Raw genomic sequence first — 16,341 nt, forward strand, 5'->3', positions numbered from 1 at the left:
TGTGCTGCGCTGTGGGCATGCCTGGGCTGTTCAGTGTGCGGGTGAACGGCGGCCGTGGGTTCCTGCCCGCGAGAGGCTTGCCGAGAGTGGCCTCGGGTGGCCGGTCGGCGTCCCCGGACCCGCCGTCGCCCGTGCCTTCCCGCTCCACCCCTGGCGTCCGCGCCTCCCGGCCACGGGCAGAAGTGAAAGCGCCCCCGCTTCCCCGAAGTGACAGAGGAAACGGGGACGCGGCCAGGAGGGGGCGGCGGGTCAGTGGCCGACGCCACCCAGGAGGTCGGCGTGCGCGCGGGCGAACTCGCCGACGGTCATGGAACGGCGGCCGGTGAGCTTCTCCACGTTGTTGTCGGCGCCGGACATGTGGCCGTTCCGGTAGTCGACCATGGCACCGCCGAGATGCTGGACGATGTACGGGGGAACGCCCATCTCCCTGAGGGAGTCGACGTACTCCTCGACGGGCAGGTCCTGGAAAACGATCTTCCTGCCGAGGGCCTCGGAGAGCTCGGCCGCCATCTGCTCGTGGTCCATCTCGACGGGGCCGGAGAGCGGGATGGTGGAGCCGATGTGGTCCTCGGGATCGAGCAGCAGCGCGGCGATGGCGCGGCCCTGGTCGTCCGCGGCGATGGGGGAGTGGCGGCCCTTGCCCACGGGCATGCGCAGGATTCCCTGCTGCAGGTAAGGGAGTTGCCACGGGTACAGGAGCCACTCCAGGAAGTAGGTCGGCCGCAGGTGGATGACATCGAGCCCCGACCAGTTGAGGACCTCTTCGGCGATGAAGGTGTCGCGGCACGAGTCGCTGGTGGACTCCCGGTCGGCCGAGCGCTGGGACAGGTTGAGCACGGTCCTGACGCCGGTCTCCTTGGCGGCCTGCGCGAAGTTCACCGTGGCGTGGATCAGGTGGGGCTGGACCGGCCACACGAGGTACGCGGCGTCCACCCCCACCATCGCCGGACGGAGCGTGTTGATGTCCAGCAGGTCGCCGGTCACGACCTCCGCGCCCAGTCTCGCCAGGGCGTGCGACCGGTCGTCGACACGGTGCACGAGCGCACGCACCTTCATCCCCAGTGCGAGCGATTCCCGCACCGCGGCCCGCCCCGTGTCCCCCGTGGCCCCCGAGATCAGGACGGTTCTGGTGTCAGCCGACATGGTTGCCTCCACTTGCCTTCGCTCTTGCGTCGCCCGGTCGGTCGACGTCTGTTCGTCGCCGTGTTCTTCGTCGGGCGGGAGCGGTTCCTACCGATCCCTTAGATTACTAGTGTCATCTAAGATGGGCAAGCGGTGTTGCTCGCACTCCGCCGTGTTCACCGGCAGGCGCGCGCCGAGCGGGCGAGAGAACGCCGCGCCCGGCCCACAACGCGGCGCCCGGCCCACGAGCGGCCCGCCCGCGCGTGACCCGGGCCACGACGGAATGGGACCTGGGTGAGGCACTTCGGGCCGCCGGGGACTTCGAAGCCGTCGCCGGCCGCTGCACGGAGGGATGCTGGAACAGCAGTCCCGCCCCACCGGCGCGGCGGGACGTGTCCGTGGCCGAGGCCCTGGGGTCGTCCGGCCGCGGTCGAGGCCCGCGAGGTCCGCCGACAGCGACCTCGCCGCCCATCGCCGTCACCTTCGAAGGAGTTCCGTCGATGAAGACCGTCACCCACTGGATCGGTGGCAAGCCCTACGGGGAAGGTTCGAGCACCTCCGACACCTGGGGGCCGGTGACCGATCCCGCGACCGGAGAGGTCACCACGCGCGTCGCGATGGCGGGCCCCGATGAGGTCGACGCGGCCGTCGCCACGGCGAAGGAGGCCTATGCCACCTGGCGTACGTCCTCACTCGCGCAGCGGACCGCGATTCTGTTCCGCTACCGCGAGCTGCTGAACGCGCGCCGCGACGACCTCGCCGCGCTGATCACCGCCGAGCAGGGCAAGGTCCACGCGGACGCGCTGGGCGAGGTGGCCCGGGGACTGGAGATCGTCGAACTGGCCTGCGGGCTCGGCATGGCGCTCAAGGGCGACACGTCCACGGACGTGTCGGCCGATGTCGACGTCACCTCGGTCCGTCAGCCGCTCGGTGTGATCGTCGGCATCTCGCCGTTCAACTTCCCCGCGATGATCAGCATGTGGATGTTCCCCATGGCGATCGCCTGCGGGAACACCTTCGTCCACAAGCCGAGCAGCAAGGCCCCGTCCGCGTCCATGCTCCTCGCGGAACTGGCCGCCGAGGCGGGTGTCCCCGACGGTGTGCTCAACATCGTGCACGGCGACGAGATCGCGGTGAACGCGCTGCTCGACCACCCGGACGTCGCGGCCGTGTCGTTCGTGGGCTCCACCCCGGTCGCCCGCCACGTCTACGGCAGGGCGTCGGCGAGCGGCAAGCGTGTACAGGCCCTCGGCGGGGCGAAGAACCACATGCTGGTCCTGCCCGACGCCGACCTCGACGCGGCCGCCGACGCCGCGGTGACCGCCGCCTACGGCTCCGCCGGCCAGCGCTGCATGGCGGTCTCCGTGGTGGTCGCGGTCGGTTCGGCGGGCGACGCGCTGGTGCCCCGGATCGCCGAGCGGGCCGCGAAGGTCAAGATCGGCCCGGGCAACGACCCGACGTCCGAGATGGGCCCGCTCGTCACCAGGGCGCACCGCGACGAGGTCGCCGAGCGCGTCGCGGGCGCGGCCGCCCAGGGAGCCGACGTGGTCCTCGACGGCAGGGACTTCACCGTCGCGGGCCTCGAGAACGGGCACTGGATGGGCATCACGCTCCTGGACAAGGTCAGCACCGACTCGGACGTCTACCGGAACGAGATCTTCGGCCCCGTCCTGTGCGTGCTCCGCGCGGAGACCTACGAGGAGGCCATGGAGATCGTCAACGGCTCCCCGTTCGGCAACGCCGGCTCGATCTTCACCCGCGACGGCGGGGCGGCCCGCCGCTTCCAGCTGGAGGTCGAGACCGGAATGGTCGGCGTGAACGTGCCCATGCCGGTGCCGGTCGGCTACCACTCCTTCGGCGGCTGGAAGGACTCGGCCTTCGGTGACCACCGCATGTACGGCAGCGAAGCCGTGCACTTCTACACGCGCGGCAAGGTCATCACGAGCCGCTGGCCGGACCCGGCCGAGACCGCGGCCGGCCCGGACCTGGGCTTCCCCGCGTCCCGCTGACCGTCGCGGGTCCGCACGCACCGGCCCCGCATTCGGCGCCGGTGCGACCGCGGACGGGCTCCTTCCCGCGCGGACGCACGCTGCCGTTCCCGGGGGAAAGCGGAACGTGCGGTGGCACGCCCGGCGGCCCTGGACCCCCGGCGTGCGGCACCGCGCCGCCGGCCCCGGGCCGCTGGGCGGACGGTGCGCCGCGAGGACCGAGAAACGTGATGTGCGGCACGTGCGGAAATGTCCCGCGACGGCACGGGCACGGGTTCTGGCTGCGCACGGCTTGATCACCGATCAACGAGGGCAAAAACGCTGGCCACGGCACGTTCCGCCCATTTGACACCCAGTTGAGGGCACAGATAGGAAACAGCTGTCTGAGGTGGAGAGGTGGACTGTGCACGAGCCGAACGTGGTCGGGGACTGGCAGGAGTACGACGAGCATGCCGGCCTGCGTGTCCGCGTTCATGGCGTGGAGACCGCGGAGCCGCCGCGGGGACGCGACGACGCCGCCGAAGGGCTGACCTACTTCCGCTGCCGTGTCACCGTCGAGAACCGCGCGGGCGAACACTTCGGCATCCACCTCGAGGACGGCCAGATCGACATCCGTATCGGCGCCGACGGGGAGAGCGCCTTCCTGGACTGGCGCAACTCCCAGTTCATCGAGGGCTATGACGTGTACCCGCTGCGCCGGGCGACCGCTGTCCTCTACGCGGCGGGCCCGGACGCCTCGCTGCCCCGGGTGGACATCCAGGTCCAGCTGAAGGTCGACGAGGAGTGGACCGACCGGTACCTGTGGGCGGGCGGTATCGACCTGTCCGAGGGCTTGGTGGACGCCGAAACCCGTGCCGGCCTCGGCGGCGACAGCCTCGCCTGCCAGGTGAGCAACTTCCTGCGGAAGGAAGCCGGTTCCTGACGGGCGAGGTGCGTGGCACGCGGCGCCCGACGGCCCGGTCGTCGGGTCGTCCGAAGCGTGCGGATCAGGCGGCGGTACGGCGGGCGGCTCGGCGCTCCGTCGTCCAGTAGAGGAGTGCCAGCACGGGCAGGGCGGCGCCCAGGACGCTGACGGCGGTCCAGCCCGCCGCGTGGTACGCGATCGAGCCGAACTGGGACCCGAGCGCGCCTCCGACGAAGAACGTGGCGATGAAGGCGCTGTTGAGCCGGGCGCGGGCGTTCGCGTCGAGCTGGTAGATGGTGTGCTGGCCGAGGATCAGGGTGGTCTGGACGGCCATGTCGATGAGGATCGCGGCCAGCGCGAGCAGGGCCACGTGCTCCTGGCCGAAGCCCGCGGCCGCGAAGGCCACGGCCGCGACGGCGAACGCGACGCCGGTCACGGGACGTACGTGCCCGCGGTCGGCCCAGTGCCCGGCGAACGGGGCGACGGCCGCACCGGCGGCACCCACCAGGGCGAACAGGCCCACTCCGACGGGGGAGTAGTGGAAGTGAGGGCCCGTCAGAACGTAGGAGACGGTCGTCCAGAACGCGCTGAACGCACCGAACATCGCCGCCTGGTAGAGACCGCGGCGCAGCAACACGGGGTGCGTGCGCACCAGTTGCAGCGTGGAGCGCAGTACCTGGGCGTACGGCATCGTCGTGGTCGGTGCGTGCCGCGGCAGGGCGGCGCGCAGGGCGAGGGCCAGCAGCGCCATCAGGACGGCGGAGCCGAGGTAGACCACACGCCAGCCGGCCACGTCGGAGACCAGACTGCTCAGGGTGCGGGAGAGCAGTATGCCGGTGAGCAGGCCGCTCATCACCCGGCCGACGATCCGGCCGCGGGCGTGATCGGGGGCGAGGCTCGCCGCGAAGGGGATCAGGATCTGGGCGACGACCGAGGTGCCTCCGCTGATCAGCGAAGCGATCAGCAGCATCGGGAAGTTCGTGGCGAGGCCGGCCGCGACCAGCGCGAGCGTGGTGACCGTCAGCAGCACGGTGATCAGCTTGCGTTTCTCCAGCCGGTCGCCGAGCGGCACCAGGAAGAGCATGCCCAGGACGTAGCCGACCTGGGTGAGGGTGATGAGTCCGCCGGCCGCGGCCGTGCCGACGTGGAAGACGTCCCGCAGCGAGGACAGCAGGGGCTGGGCGTAGTACAGGTTGGCCACCGTCATGCCGGAGGCGACGGCGAAGAGCGCGACCAGCCATCCCGGTATGCCGTGCGCGGTCGTGCCGGTGGCGGTCGGGTCCGAGCGCTTCAGTTCGGGGGATGCGGACACGGGCACCTTCTCGAGGAGGGGAACCGGGTGGACGGTTCGGGGACGGACCAGGTGGCGGTGGAACGGCTTCCTTGTCGCTCGCACGGTTGCCTCAGCGTCGCGGCGGTCCCATTGCTTCCCCCGCCTCGACGATGATCGAAGATGTCTGTCATCTCGATGTGAGATGGGTCCGGCACGGCGGGCGGCGAGCGCGCACGGCGGGAGGACCGGATCCCGGTCCCCGTTCAGGTCATGTGCCGCAGCAGCGCGGCGACGGCGGCCGGCGCCTCGCCCCGCGGCCGGACCACCATCACCTTCCAGCTCGGCGCGTGCCGGTCGAACCGGTGCGTCCGCAGGTCGGGGAACCGGGCGGCGATCGAGCCGGGCATGACGCAGACGCCCAGGTCGTTACGGACCAGCTCGGACGCCGCGACGATGTCGTTGACCTCGAAGGTCGGCTCGCGCTCGACGGCGGCGGCACGGAACGCCCGGTCGACGGAGAGCCGGATCGCCCAGCCGGGCGTGAAGTCCACCAGCGGCATCCGCGCGGCCTCGGCGAGCGTGACCGTCCCGTCCGCGCCGGACCCGGCGAGCGCCCGCTCGGGCGCGGACACCAGCACCATCTCCTCGCGGGACAGCAGCCGGGTGACCAGCCCCCGCTGCTGCTGGCGGTCCAGGGCGACCACGGCCAGATCCACCGTGCCCTCGCGCAGCGCCTGGCGGATGTCGGTCACCGCGGCCTGCCGCAGCCGCACCACCACCTCCGGATGCTCCGCCCGCAGTGCGGCCAGCGGGAGGTGCAGATCGGCCCACACGCCCTGCATCGTGCCGACGGTCACCCGTCCCCGCAGCCGTCCCTGGACCACGTCCACGGCCGACCGGGCCTGCTCGGCGGCGCGCAGGGCCGCCCGCGCCGCCGGTACGAAGGCCTCGCCCGCCGGGGTCAGCGACACCCGGTGCGTCGTGCGGTCGAACAGCGGCGTTCCCAGCTCACGCTCCAGCGTGCGCACGGTGCTCGACACGGCGGACTGCACCACGTGGAGCCGCTGCGCCGCCGCGGTGAACCCGCCTTCCTCGGCCACCGCGACCACGACCTCCATCTGCCGCAGATCCATGTGCTCTCCCGACGCCGCGGATCATCTCCCCCCGATGATGCCCCCACCGATGGCGTGTTCCGCCGTGAGGCCCGCGCACGACGCCGGGCGGTCCGGCCGGCGGTCGGTGCCGCCTTACGCCGCCGCGACGGTCACGCGGCCGGGCCGTCGCCCTGTTGCTCCTGGTGGGAGTAGCGCTGTTCCTTCCAGGGGTCCGCGAGGTTGTGGTAACCGCGCTCCTCCCAGAATCCGCGTCGGTCCTCGGTCATGTACTCGATGCCGCGCAGCCACTTGGCGCTCTTGTAGCCGTACAGGTGCGGCACGACCAGGCGCAGGGGGAAGCCGTGCTCGGCGGTGAGCGGTTCGCCGTTGTGATGGGTGGCCAGCAGCGTCTGCTCGGTGGTGAAGTCGGCGAGGCGGAGGTTGGCGCCGTAGCCGTACTCGGCCCAGGCCATCACATGGGTGACCCCGGGTGCCGGAGGCGCCAGGTCCAGCAGCGTCGTGGCGGCGATGCCGTACCACTCGTGGTCCGTCGACGTGGGGCCCGTGGCACAGTGCAGATCGGCGACGACCGTGATGTGCGGAAGAACGGTGAGGTCGTCGAACGACCACGCACGTCCGTCTCCCGCGGCGGTGGCACCGAAGACCCGCAGGTCCCAGCGCTCCGGACGGAACCTGGGAACCGGACCGTAGTGCGAGACGGGCCACCCTTGCACCCTGCGCTGACCCGGAGGGATGGGGTGGGGCGCACTTGGTGCGCCGCCGATCACGCCCGGTCGGTCGCCTGCCATGCTCCGGCTCCCCCTCTGCTGCGGCCGTGTCTCTATCTGTGCAGGGTAAGCGTTCACTCCTGGTGACGCCGAGGCAGGGGTTCGGCCTGTCACGGCGCCGGCACCGAGGAGGTTCACGGGCGTCGACGGCGCCCGGCGCGCACCGGCCGGCCCGCACCCGCGACGGTCCGTGGGTCGCGGCGGACGGAAATACGGTGGAGACGGCGCGCGCCGCTGGTTAGGCTCGCGGAATGAGTACGCGCACCTTCCGTATCACCGTTCGCGGTGTCTTCGACGGGCTCACCACCGATCAGCGTTCCGAGCTTCTGGCCCGGGCGGCGGAGCACGACGTGCTGCGCGCGGCGTTCACCACGGAGGGGCACCTCAGCTACGACCTGGCCGCACGGTCCGCCTTCACCTTCCGCTTCGCGGACTCGGGCGAAGCGGAGGAGGACATCCTGGAGGCGACCGAACGCGCCGAAGAGGCGGCGAAGGCGTGGCTCGCGCAGCGCGGCTATTCCCACAAGAACCTCAGGTCGAGCGCCGAGGACCTCTCCCAGGCGCCTGTGGGCAAGCGGCAGCGCCGCGCCGCCGCCGCGAAGTATTCCTGATTCCGTACCCGCGCCGACCCGTACCCCTGATTCCGTCCGACGCCGCGACGTACCCCCGATTCCGTCCGGCGCCGACCCGTACCCCTGATTCCACGCCGCAGCCCCTCCCCGGCCTCGGGCGGTGACTCCCGTGCCAGGACCTTGCGCCGACTCCCGTGCCAGGACTTTTACGGGTTACATGGTGGTGATCGTCCACTTCGCCGCAGGAACCACGGAAGGGAACCGCCATGCGTTTTCGGAAACTCGGCAGCTCGGACCTGGAGGTCTCGGAGATCTCGCTCGGTTCCTGGCTCACCTACTCCGGCGGGATCCAGGCCGAGCAGACGCGTGCCTGCACCGAGGCCGCGTTCGACGCGGGCATCAACTTCTTCGACACGGCCAATGTCTACGGCCGGGGCGCGGCCGAGTCGGCCTGGGGCGAGATCCTCTCCCAGCACCCCCGTGACTCCTACGTCCTGGCGACCAAGGTCTGGGGGCAGATGTCGGACACCGACCAGGGCCTGTCGGGCGAGCAGATCGGCAAGCAGATCGACGCCTCGTTGCAGCGCTTGCGGACGGACCACGTCGACCTGTACCAGGCCCACCGCTTCGACGTGACCGTGCCGATCGAGGAGACGGTCGAGGCACTCCAGAAGGTCGTACGGCAGGGCAAGGCCCGCTACCTCGGTTTCAGCGAGTGGACCCCCGAACAGATCCGGACGGCCGTGGACATCGCCGGGCCGGAGCTGTTCGTCTCGTCGCAACCGCAGTACTCGATGCTGTGGCAGGCGCCCGAGGCGGAGGTGTTCCCGGTGTGCGCGGCGAGCGGCATCTCGCACATCGTCTGGTCCCCGCTGGCGCAGGGCGTGCTCACGGGCAAGTACAAGCCGGGACAGCCGCTCCCCGCCGACAGCCGCTTCGCCAACGACGCGATGAGCGGTTCCAAGGACCTCGTCCTCAACGACGCAGCCCTGGAGGCCGTGCAGCGGCTCGTTCCCGTGGCGGAGGGCGCGGGGCTGAGTCTGCCGTCTCTGGCGTTGGCGTGGGTGCTGCGCCGGGGTGAGGTGGCATCGGCGATCACCGGAGCCTCGCGACCCGAGCAGGTGCACGCCAACGCCGCAGCCGCGGGCGTGCACCTGACGGACGACGTGCTGGCCGCGGTCGACGCGGCGCTCGGTGACGTGCCGGTCAGCCGTCCGACTCTCGCACCGTTCGCGGCCGAGGGCGTCCTGCGCCGCTGATGCGCCCGGCGGCTCGTCGGGTCCGTCCTCCAGCAGCCACCGCTGCCTGGAGGCGAGTCCGGCGACGTTCTCCTCGTCCTCGTCCCTGTCGTCGTCCTCGTCCTCGGCCTCGTTCCCGGTCGAGTCCGGGACCCGGTGGCCGGCCCTCGGTCGAGCCCGAGACCGGTGACCGGCGTCTTCGCGGTCGTGGGCCCGTACCCGCCGGGGATGGCGTCAGGGCGCGGGTGGTGGCACCTCGTCCGGGACCGGAGCAACGTCGGCGTCGTCACTCGGGAGGGGGACGGGCCGCGGGATGAGCCGATCTTCCAATGCGTCCATTCCGAAGAGGAACGCCATCATGAGACCCGGCGCTAGCAAAGCAAGCATGATCACAGGACCTCCCCAGGGGGTTGTCAATCTGTGGGCCGCCGTGGTGCCGCAGTTCGAGTATGGGGCCGTATGGCGTAGCACGCATGTCGTGCCCCGTGACCGGGAGTGACCTGCTCAGGGACCTTCCGGGGCGGGTGCCCCGCCCGGGGCACGACCGGGTGCCGCACCCCGCGCCCCTACCGGACCACGTCCAAGTCCTAGAGATCGAGGACGACTTCGGTGGTCGGCCGGCTGCAGCAGATCAGGGCCGTGCCTGCCTCGGGAGGTTCGAGGGGCGGGACGGTGTAGGCGATGTCGCCGGAGACGACCGGGGTGACACAGGTGTGACACACCCCGGTGCGGCAGGACCAGCGGGTGGGGACGTCGCAGGCCTCCGCGAGGTCGAGGAGGGACGCGCGCTCCGGTGACCACGCGGTGCTGATGCCGCTGCGGGCGAAGGTGACGAGCGGACCGGTGGCCCCGGAACCGGCCGCCTCGATACCGGTCGGCTGGTGCGGCCGGACCGCCGGTTCGGCAGTGATCCCGGGGTTGATGGCCGGCAGGGCGCTGAACACCTCGGTGTGGATCCGCTCGGCCGGCAGCCCCTGCGCGCGCAGGTGACCTCCGAGGGCGTCCATGAAGGCGGGCGGCCCGCAGAGGTAGGCGTCGGCGTCCGCCGGAATGGCCATGTCCGCGAGCGACCGAGCGGTCGGACGGCCTCGGTGGACGTGGGTCTCCCCCTCGCGCCCGGTGACGTCGTCGGCCGCAGTGTAGCAGATGTACGCGCGGCCGAGGGGGAGCCGGGCCAGCAGTGCCCGGGACTCGGCCGCGAAGACATGCTGCGCGCGGTCCCGGGCCGTGTGGATCCACCACACCGGGCGGGGGTCCCGGACCGCGGCGAGCCGGTGGAGCATCGCCAGCACGGGGGTGGCGCCGATCCCCGCGGAGACGAGGACGACCGGGCGGGTGCCGTCTTCGAGGACGAACGTCCCCCGGGGGCTCGCGATGTCCACGAGGTCCCCGGGGCGGAGGCACGCGTGGAGGTAGCCGCTGACCCGGCCGTGCGGCTCGCGTTTGACGCTGATGCGGTAGGTGGGGGCGCCCGGCGCGGAGGACAGGGAGTAGCTCCGTACGGCGGGGGCGTCCTTTCCCGTGGTGACCCGGAGGGACAGGTACTGACCGGGCCGGGCCTCGGGCAGCGGTGTGCCGTCGGTGGCGTCGAGGTGGATCGAGGTGACGCTGGGGGTCTCGGGGACGAGGCGGGCCACGCGCAGGCGCGTGAAGCCGGGCCAACCCGGCTCCCGCTTCGTCGGCCCGCCCTGCGCGAGTTCGCGGAACGACTGCTGCCATCCGGGGCTCAGGGCGGGGATGCTCAGGGCTTTGCGCAGCTGCGCGGGATCACGGTCGGGGAGGTAGAGCAGCGCGTCGGTGTCGGCGACGCTGAGCACTTCCGGACCCTGTCGCGTGCGGGTGATGTCGTCGCCGGCCTGCACATGTCCCTCGGTGATGACACGCAGGTAGAAGCCGGGGCGGTGGTGGGCGACCAGGAGGGAGGCCATGGCGGGTTCGCCCAGGCGCATCCCGACGCGGTAGCAGGTGACGCGGGGCTGGGTGACCTCGAACTCCGCTTCGCCGATGCGGTAGCGGTCGCCGATGCACACCTCGTCGTCGGGGAGGCCGTCGACGGTGAAGTTCTCCCCGAAGCTGCCGGGGGTGAGGTCCTGGCGGCTCAGCTCCTTCTCCCAGTACCGGTAGGACTCCAGCTGGTAGACGAGGACCGCCCGGTTCTCGCCTCCGTGTCCCGCCAGATCACCCTGGCCGTCTCCGTCGATGTTCAGGTGCCGCACCATCCGGCGGCCGTGCACGGGTGCCTTCCACGCGCCGGTGTGGACGGTCCTTCCCTGCCACGAGACGTCCTTGGGCTTCCCTACGTTCACGGACAGCAGCGTCGCCATTGCGGTACTCCTGCGTGGGTGGCCGACCGGGAGCAACTCCCCTGAGGATCTTCTTGCGCCACGGCCGATTTTAGTTCTTCCGCCGCCGTCGTACCGGCTCGGTGGCCCGGCGCCGCTCGCGGGCGGACGCTTGAGTCGAGTGCCCGGCTCGCTCCGGCCCCGGAGGGCAGACCCACGTCGATCTAACCAGTAAAAGTGTATTGACAGGTTAGGTCGAGCGTGATCGACTGATCGCATAACCCTTAAAGGTGAAGTGAGAGGTTAGAGAGATGACTTCCGTAGTCCATCACCGCACCGCCACCGTCAGTGGCCTCGAGGTCTTCTACCGGGAGGCCGGCGACCCGCAGGCACCGACCCTGGTCCTGCTCCACGGCTTCCCGACCAGCTCGCACATGTTCCGCCGGCTGATCCCGGCGCTCGCCGACCGCTACCACGTCATCGCGCCGGACCACATCGGCTTCGGCCAGTCGGCGATGCCCTCCCCGCAGGACTTCCCCTACACCTTCGAGGCGCTCACCCAGGTCACCTCCGACCTGCTCGATCAGCTGGGTGTCGACCGGTTCGCGATGTACGTGCAGGACTACGGGGCTCCCATCGGCTGGCGGCTCGCGCTGCGGACCCCGGACCGCGTCACCGCGATCGTCACCCAGAACGGCAACGCCTATGTCGAGGGCTTCGTCAAACCCTTCTGGGACGGGGTGTTCGCCTACGCCGAGGCGCCCGGACCGGAGACCGAGGCCCCGATGCGCGGCGCCCTGACCCCCGAGATCACCCGCTGGCAGTACGTGAACGGAGTCGCCGACCCCAGCCTCGTCAGCCCCGACAACTGGGTCCACGACCAGGCACTGCTCGACCGGCCGGGCAACGACGAGATCCAGCTCAAGCTCTTCCGCGACTACCCGACCAACGTGGACCTCTACCCGAAGGTCCACCAGTACTTCCGCGACTCCCAGGTGCCGGTGCTCGCCGTCTGGGGCGCCAACGACGAGATCTTCGGGCCCGCGGGCGCCGAGGCGTTCCGCCAGGACCTGCCCCAGGCCGAGATCCACCTGCTCGAATCGGGGCACTTCGCGCTGGAGAGCCACCTGGAGAACATCACGCAGTACATCCGCGACTTCCTCGGCCGCGTCGTCGCCTGACCTGCGGGGGCCGGGACCGCCGGGGACCGCACGGGTCACGGCCGGCACGCGCTCCCGGGGCACCTCCCATGGACAACCGCCCTCGCGCGCACCCGGAGGGCACTCCACTGGCATCCCAGAGGCGGAACCCCAGGGACGGACCGCGACACGCGCCCGGGAGCGCGGGTGTCCGCCGCCCGCCGCCCCCTCCATGCGCCTGGCCCCCGCTCCGCCCACCGCCGCCCAACCCCCACACCCCGTACCCGGAAGGAAAAGTCATGGGACTGTCCTGGCAGCAAGGTCCCCTCTCCGCGAGCGCGATCGGACACTTCCTCACTCCCGAACCCCTGCCGCAGCGCCTGCTGTTCGCCGAGCGGCTGCGCCGCCGTATGCGCGTGCGGTTCAACGGGACCTGGATCGCCGACAGCGAGAACGTCCTGCTGCTGCACGAGCCCGGCCGCTACCCGGTCGCCTACTACCCCCGCACGGACGTGGATCCGCAGGCACTGGTCAGGAGCGACAAGGTCACCCGGCATCAGGATCTCGGTGAGACCACCTGGTACGCCGTGCGCGTGGGCGACCGCGTCACCGAACGCGCCGCCTGGGAACTCACCGCTCCGCCCGGGCACGCCGCCGCCTTCGAGGACCGCGTCGCCTTCGCCTGGCGGGCGATGGACGCCTTCTACGAGGAGGACGAACGCATCCTGGGACACGCGGCGGACCCGTACCACCGTATCGACATCCGTGACACGTCCCGCACGGTGGAAGTCCGCCTCGCGGACACGGTGGTGGCCCGCTCCGAACACCCGGTGGTGCTCTACGAGTCCGGCTTCGCCCCGCGCTGGTACGTCCCGCGCGCGGACATCGACGAGAGCCTGCTGAGCCCCGCCGAGGGACAGACCTTCTGCCCTTACAAGGGGCTGTGCGACTACTACGACATCGGCACCGCGCACCGCGCCGCCTGGTCGTACCGCGACGCCTACAGCGAGGTCGCCCGGATAGAGGGCATGGTCTCCTTCGAGCCGGACCAGGTCGAGGTCCGTCTCGACGGCAGGCGGCTGGAGATCGAGCCGGGCCAGAAGGTCGTCGCGCACGGAGTCGACCGCGGTCTCGACGCCGACGAGATCACGTCGCGTTGACCGTCCCTGGCCCCCGTACGCATGCTGACCGCCTCCGACAGGGCGCGCCGGCAGGAGATTCCGGCCTCCGCCGATCCTGAGGGGAGTCGAAAGGCTCACCGGGTGGCGGGAGTCGACTCGATGACGACCACCCGCGCCCACACGGGCGGTGAGTCCGGGACGTAGTCGGGGTCGTCCTCGTCCCACGAGGAGGACGAGGACTGCCGGGGGAAGAGGCCGACCACCGTCCGGCACGGTGGCCGCTCGCTCGGCCAGGGGGTCTGACCGTCGGTCAGGACCACGATGACATCCGGCCGAGGCCCCCTGCGGAGGGCTCTGGCGAAGCCCGTCCGCAGGTCGGTCCCCCCACCGCCCACCAGCGGAATTCCTTCCGCTCGGCAGAGCGGGTGCACGATCCGGGCGGACGCGTCGCACGGCAGTACGGTGATGAGGTCGCGGCGGCCGCCCACGGCACGGGAGATCGCGGCGACCTCCCGGAGCGCGCTGCCCAGTTCGTCGTCACCGACCGACCCGGAGGTGTCGATGACCACGGCGACGCGAGGAGGTCTGCGCCGGAGGCTCGGCAGTACGGCGCGGGGCACCCCGGCCGAGCGCCGCGACGGCCGGCCGTACGTGTAGTCCTCGCCCGCGCCGGAGCCGGAGGCCGCCGAACGGACCGCCGCTCCCAGCAGGTCCCGCCACGGCTGCGGCGGCTGGAACGCCTCCCGCGCCCATCGCCGCCATCCCCCGGGAGCGTTTCCCGGACGTGCGGTGATGCCCTGCGCCACTCGGAACCGGACGGCGTCCCGTTCCTGGTCGCTGAGGCCGTACGCTCCGTCCGGTCCCAGCTCCCATTCCCGGTCCAGTCCGTCGGCGCCACTGCCGCAGTCCAGCCAGGCCAGGCTCTGGGTGCGCGGCCCGAGCCGGAACTGGCGCAGATAGTCCTCCATGAGCTCGCCCTCGGGCAATGCCAGGGTCTCCGGCATGACCGCGCCCTCGGGGCGGTGGAGCCCCTCGCCGAACACGTCGTCGTTGATCTCGCAGTCCGCCGCGATGTTCATCCGCAGCCGTTCGGCCGGGCCCGTCAGCCCCTGCTCGCGCGCGACCCGGTCGCTGCGCCCGTGATGGTCGCGCAGCAGATGGGACACCTCGTGCACCCATACTCCGGCCAGTTCCTCCACCGACGTCCGGTCCACGAACCGTGGTGACACATAGCACCGCCAGTACCGGTCGACGGCCATCGTCGGGACCCGCCGCGACTCCACGGCGTGCAGGGCGAAGAGCGCCGTCGCCAGGTAGGGCCTGACCCGGGCGGCGTGCAGCCGGGCGGCGAACAGCTTGTCGCGGTCCAGTGCCCCGGCCGCGTCCGGTGCCCGGGGCGCGTGCGGTGCTTCGGGTGTGTCCGGTACCGCGGGCGTGTCCGGGGGACCCGCGACGTCAGGCGTCCCCGCGATGTCAGGCGTCCCCGCGACGTCAGGCGCCCCCGATGTGTCCGCGTTCATCGGCCGGCCGGCGCGGCGACCGCGGTCCGTGCCGCCGCGCGGTCGGCCCGCCGGGACAGGGAGACCGCTCCGGCGAGCTTGTCGATCGACGCCGGAACGTCCCAGTCCTCGTGGCGCAGCGAGGCGAGTGTGTTCGCGGGCACGACCACGAGGTCCGGTGCTCCGGTCTCCACCGCGCGGACCAGGAGCGCCCACGCGGCCTCCCAGCGGGTCCTCTCCGGGCGCTTGCGGACCGCCTCCACCACACCGTCGAGCACGGCCTGGCGCAGATCCCCGCGTTCCGGCAGGGCGGCACTCTGCGGATCGGCGAGCAGCACCTCGGGGTCCGGGAGGTCGATCCGGTCGAGACCGGCCAGCAACTCCAGCCCCGGACCGTCCCCCACGGTGCCTCTGACCAGCAGGGACATGACTTCACGGGAGGAGCCGGCCGCGGTCGCGAAGGCGATCAGACACAGTGTCATCTCCCAGCTCCGGGGAGACGGCCAGGGGCCGCCCCGGCGCGTCTCGTTGCTCGGCAGCCGGTGGACGAGCCCGGGGCGGGCGGTGAGGAGCCCGCACACCGCTCGGCGGGCGAGGTCCACGGCCCCCGGCAGCCGCTCGGGGTCGAGCCGTGGCAGCGTGGCCCGCGGCCAGGTCCCGCCGAGCCCGCGGACCACGACCTCGTGGTCGTGGGTCCACTGAAGGTGGACGAACCGGTTGGCCAGCGGCGGGCTCAGCTCCCAGCCGTCGGCCGCCGAGGCCCGCGGGTTGGCGGCGGCCACGATCCGGACCCCGGGCGGCAGCCGCAGGGCGCCGACGCGCCGTTCGAGGACGAGGCGGAGCAGAGCGGCCTGGACGGCCGGCGGGGCGGTGGACAGCTCGTCGAGGAAGAGCAGTCCCCGGCCGGCCCGGACCAGCCGTACCGCCCAGTCCGGCGGGGCCATCGGCACACCCTGCTCCGCCGGATCGTCTCCGACGACGGGCAGTCCCGAGAAGTCGGACGGTTCGTGGACGCTGGCGATCACCGTGGTCAACGGCAGATCGAGGGACGCCGCGAGCTGTGTCAGCGCCGCGGTCTTGCCGATCCCCGGTTCACCCCACAGGAGTACGGGCAGGTCGGCGGCGACGGCCAGGGTCAGGGCCTCCAGCTGGATGTCGGGGCGCGGTTCGGTCGACGTGTCGCGCAGCAGGGCCAGCAACGCGCCGGCGACGTCGAGTGGGGCGGGGTGGGGCGGAGTGGCGGGGGTGTCGGTCGCGCGGGAACGGGCGTGGGTGGACATGTGTGATCACCTTTGGGGTGTGTGGCGACCCGGAGGGGACG

General features: G+C 71.7%; 13 protein-coding genes. 6 read left to right on the forward strand and 7 right to left on the reverse strand.

Annotation, left to right across the window (positions count from 1 at the left end; translation table 11 throughout):
- Nucleotides 1-249: 249 nt before the first annotated feature.
- Nucleotides 250-1,143, reverse strand: a complete 894-nt coding sequence (locus GFH48_RS37390) for an NmrA family NAD(P)-binding protein (protein ID WP_153292486.1) — start codon at nt 1,141-1,143, stop codon at nt 250-252.
- A 479-nt stretch (nt 1,144-1,622) separates the two neighbouring features.
- Between GFH48_RS37390 and GFH48_RS37395 the strand changes: the two genes are divergently transcribed.
- Together GFH48_RS37395 and GFH48_RS37400 are read left to right on the forward strand one after the other, a co-directional pair.
- A complete protein-coding gene (locus tag GFH48_RS37395; RefSeq protein WP_153292487.1) occupies nt 1,623-3,131 on the forward strand; it encodes a CoA-acylating methylmalonate-semialdehyde dehydrogenase in 1,509 nt (502 codons plus the stop codon).
- 382 nt (nt 3,132-3,513) lie between these two features.
- The gene (locus GFH48_RS37400) at nt 3,514-4,032 is read left to right on the forward strand and encodes a hypothetical protein (RefSeq protein ID WP_153292488.1); all 519 of its coding nucleotides are present in this window, start codon (nt 3,514-3,516) and stop codon (nt 4,030-4,032) included.
- Between the two features lie 64 nt (nt 4,033-4,096).
- Here GFH48_RS37400 and GFH48_RS37405 read toward each other — a convergent pair whose 3' ends face one another.
- From GFH48_RS37405 to GFH48_RS37415, 3 genes are all read right to left on the reverse strand, one after another.
- Complete coding sequence (locus GFH48_RS37405) at nt 4,097-5,263, reverse strand: MFS transporter (RefSeq protein WP_407698733.1); 1,167 nt, start codon at nt 5,261-5,263, stop codon at nt 4,097-4,099.
- Nucleotides 5,264-5,550: 287 nt separating this feature from the next.
- Complete coding sequence (locus tag GFH48_RS37410) at nt 5,551-6,420, reverse strand: LysR family transcriptional regulator (protein WP_153292489.1); 870 nt, start codon at nt 6,418-6,420, stop codon at nt 5,551-5,553.
- Nucleotides 6,421-6,551: 131 nt separating this feature from the next.
- Nucleotides 6,552-7,190 carry a molybdopterin-dependent oxidoreductase gene (locus tag GFH48_RS37415; RefSeq protein ID WP_153292490.1) on the reverse strand — a complete coding sequence of 213 codons (639 nt, stop codon included), beginning with the start codon at nt 7,188-7,190 and terminating at the stop codon, nt 6,552-6,554.
- Between the two features lie 230 nt (nt 7,191-7,420).
- On the opposite strand from GFH48_RS37415, the gene GFH48_RS37420 reads away from it, so the two are divergent.
- Nucleotides 7,421-7,780 carry a DUF6204 family protein gene (locus GFH48_RS37420; RefSeq protein ID WP_153292491.1) on the forward strand — a complete coding sequence of 120 codons (360 nt, stop codon included), beginning with the start codon at nt 7,421-7,423 and terminating at the stop codon, nt 7,778-7,780.
- A 227-nt stretch (nt 7,781-8,007) separates the two neighbouring features.
- Nucleotides 8,008-9,000 (forward strand): aldo/keto reductase family protein, encoded by a 993-nt coding sequence (locus GFH48_RS37425; protein WP_153292492.1) that lies wholly within the window; start codon nt 8,008-8,010, stop codon nt 8,998-9,000.
- A 566-nt stretch (nt 9,001-9,566) separates the two neighbouring features.
- On the opposite strand, the gene GFH48_RS37430 is transcribed toward GFH48_RS37425, so the two are convergent.
- Nucleotides 9,567-11,303 carry an MOSC and FAD-binding oxidoreductase domain-containing protein gene (locus tag GFH48_RS37430; protein ID WP_153292493.1) on the reverse strand — a complete coding sequence of 579 codons (1,737 nt, stop codon included), beginning with the start codon at nt 11,301-11,303 and terminating at the stop codon, nt 9,567-9,569.
- Nucleotides 11,304-11,572: 269 nt separating this feature from the next.
- On the opposite strand from GFH48_RS37430, the gene GFH48_RS37435 reads away from it, so the two are divergent.
- Together GFH48_RS37435 and GFH48_RS37440 are read left to right on the forward strand one after the other, a co-directional pair.
- Complete coding sequence (locus GFH48_RS37435; RefSeq protein ID WP_153292494.1) at nt 11,573-12,442, forward strand: alpha/beta fold hydrolase; 870 nt, start codon at nt 11,573-11,575, stop codon at nt 12,440-12,442.
- Nucleotides 12,443-12,699: 257 nt separating this feature from the next.
- Complete coding sequence (locus tag GFH48_RS37440) at nt 12,700-13,560, forward strand: DUF427 domain-containing protein (protein WP_153292495.1); 861 nt, start codon at nt 12,700-12,702, stop codon at nt 13,558-13,560.
- A 95-nt stretch (nt 13,561-13,655) separates the two neighbouring features.
- Here the strand turns inward: GFH48_RS37440 and GFH48_RS37445 are convergent, their stop codons facing one another.
- Together GFH48_RS37445 and GFH48_RS37450 are read right to left on the reverse strand one after the other, a co-directional pair.
- Complete coding sequence (locus tag GFH48_RS37445) at nt 13,656-15,041, reverse strand: vWA domain-containing protein (RefSeq protein WP_153292496.1); 1,386 nt, start codon at nt 15,039-15,041, stop codon at nt 13,656-13,658.
- Complete coding sequence (locus GFH48_RS37450) at nt 15,038-16,300, reverse strand: AAA family ATPase (protein WP_153292497.1); 1,263 nt, start codon at nt 16,298-16,300, stop codon at nt 15,038-15,040. Before GFH48_RS37450 ends, GFH48_RS37445 begins: the two co-directional genes overlap by 4 nt.
- Nucleotides 16,301-16,341: the final 41 nt, after the last annotated feature.

The organism is Streptomyces fagopyri (assembly GCF_009498275.1).
Taxonomy (GTDB): domain Bacteria; phylum Actinomycetota; class Actinomycetes; order Streptomycetales; family Streptomycetaceae; genus Streptomyces; species Streptomyces fagopyri.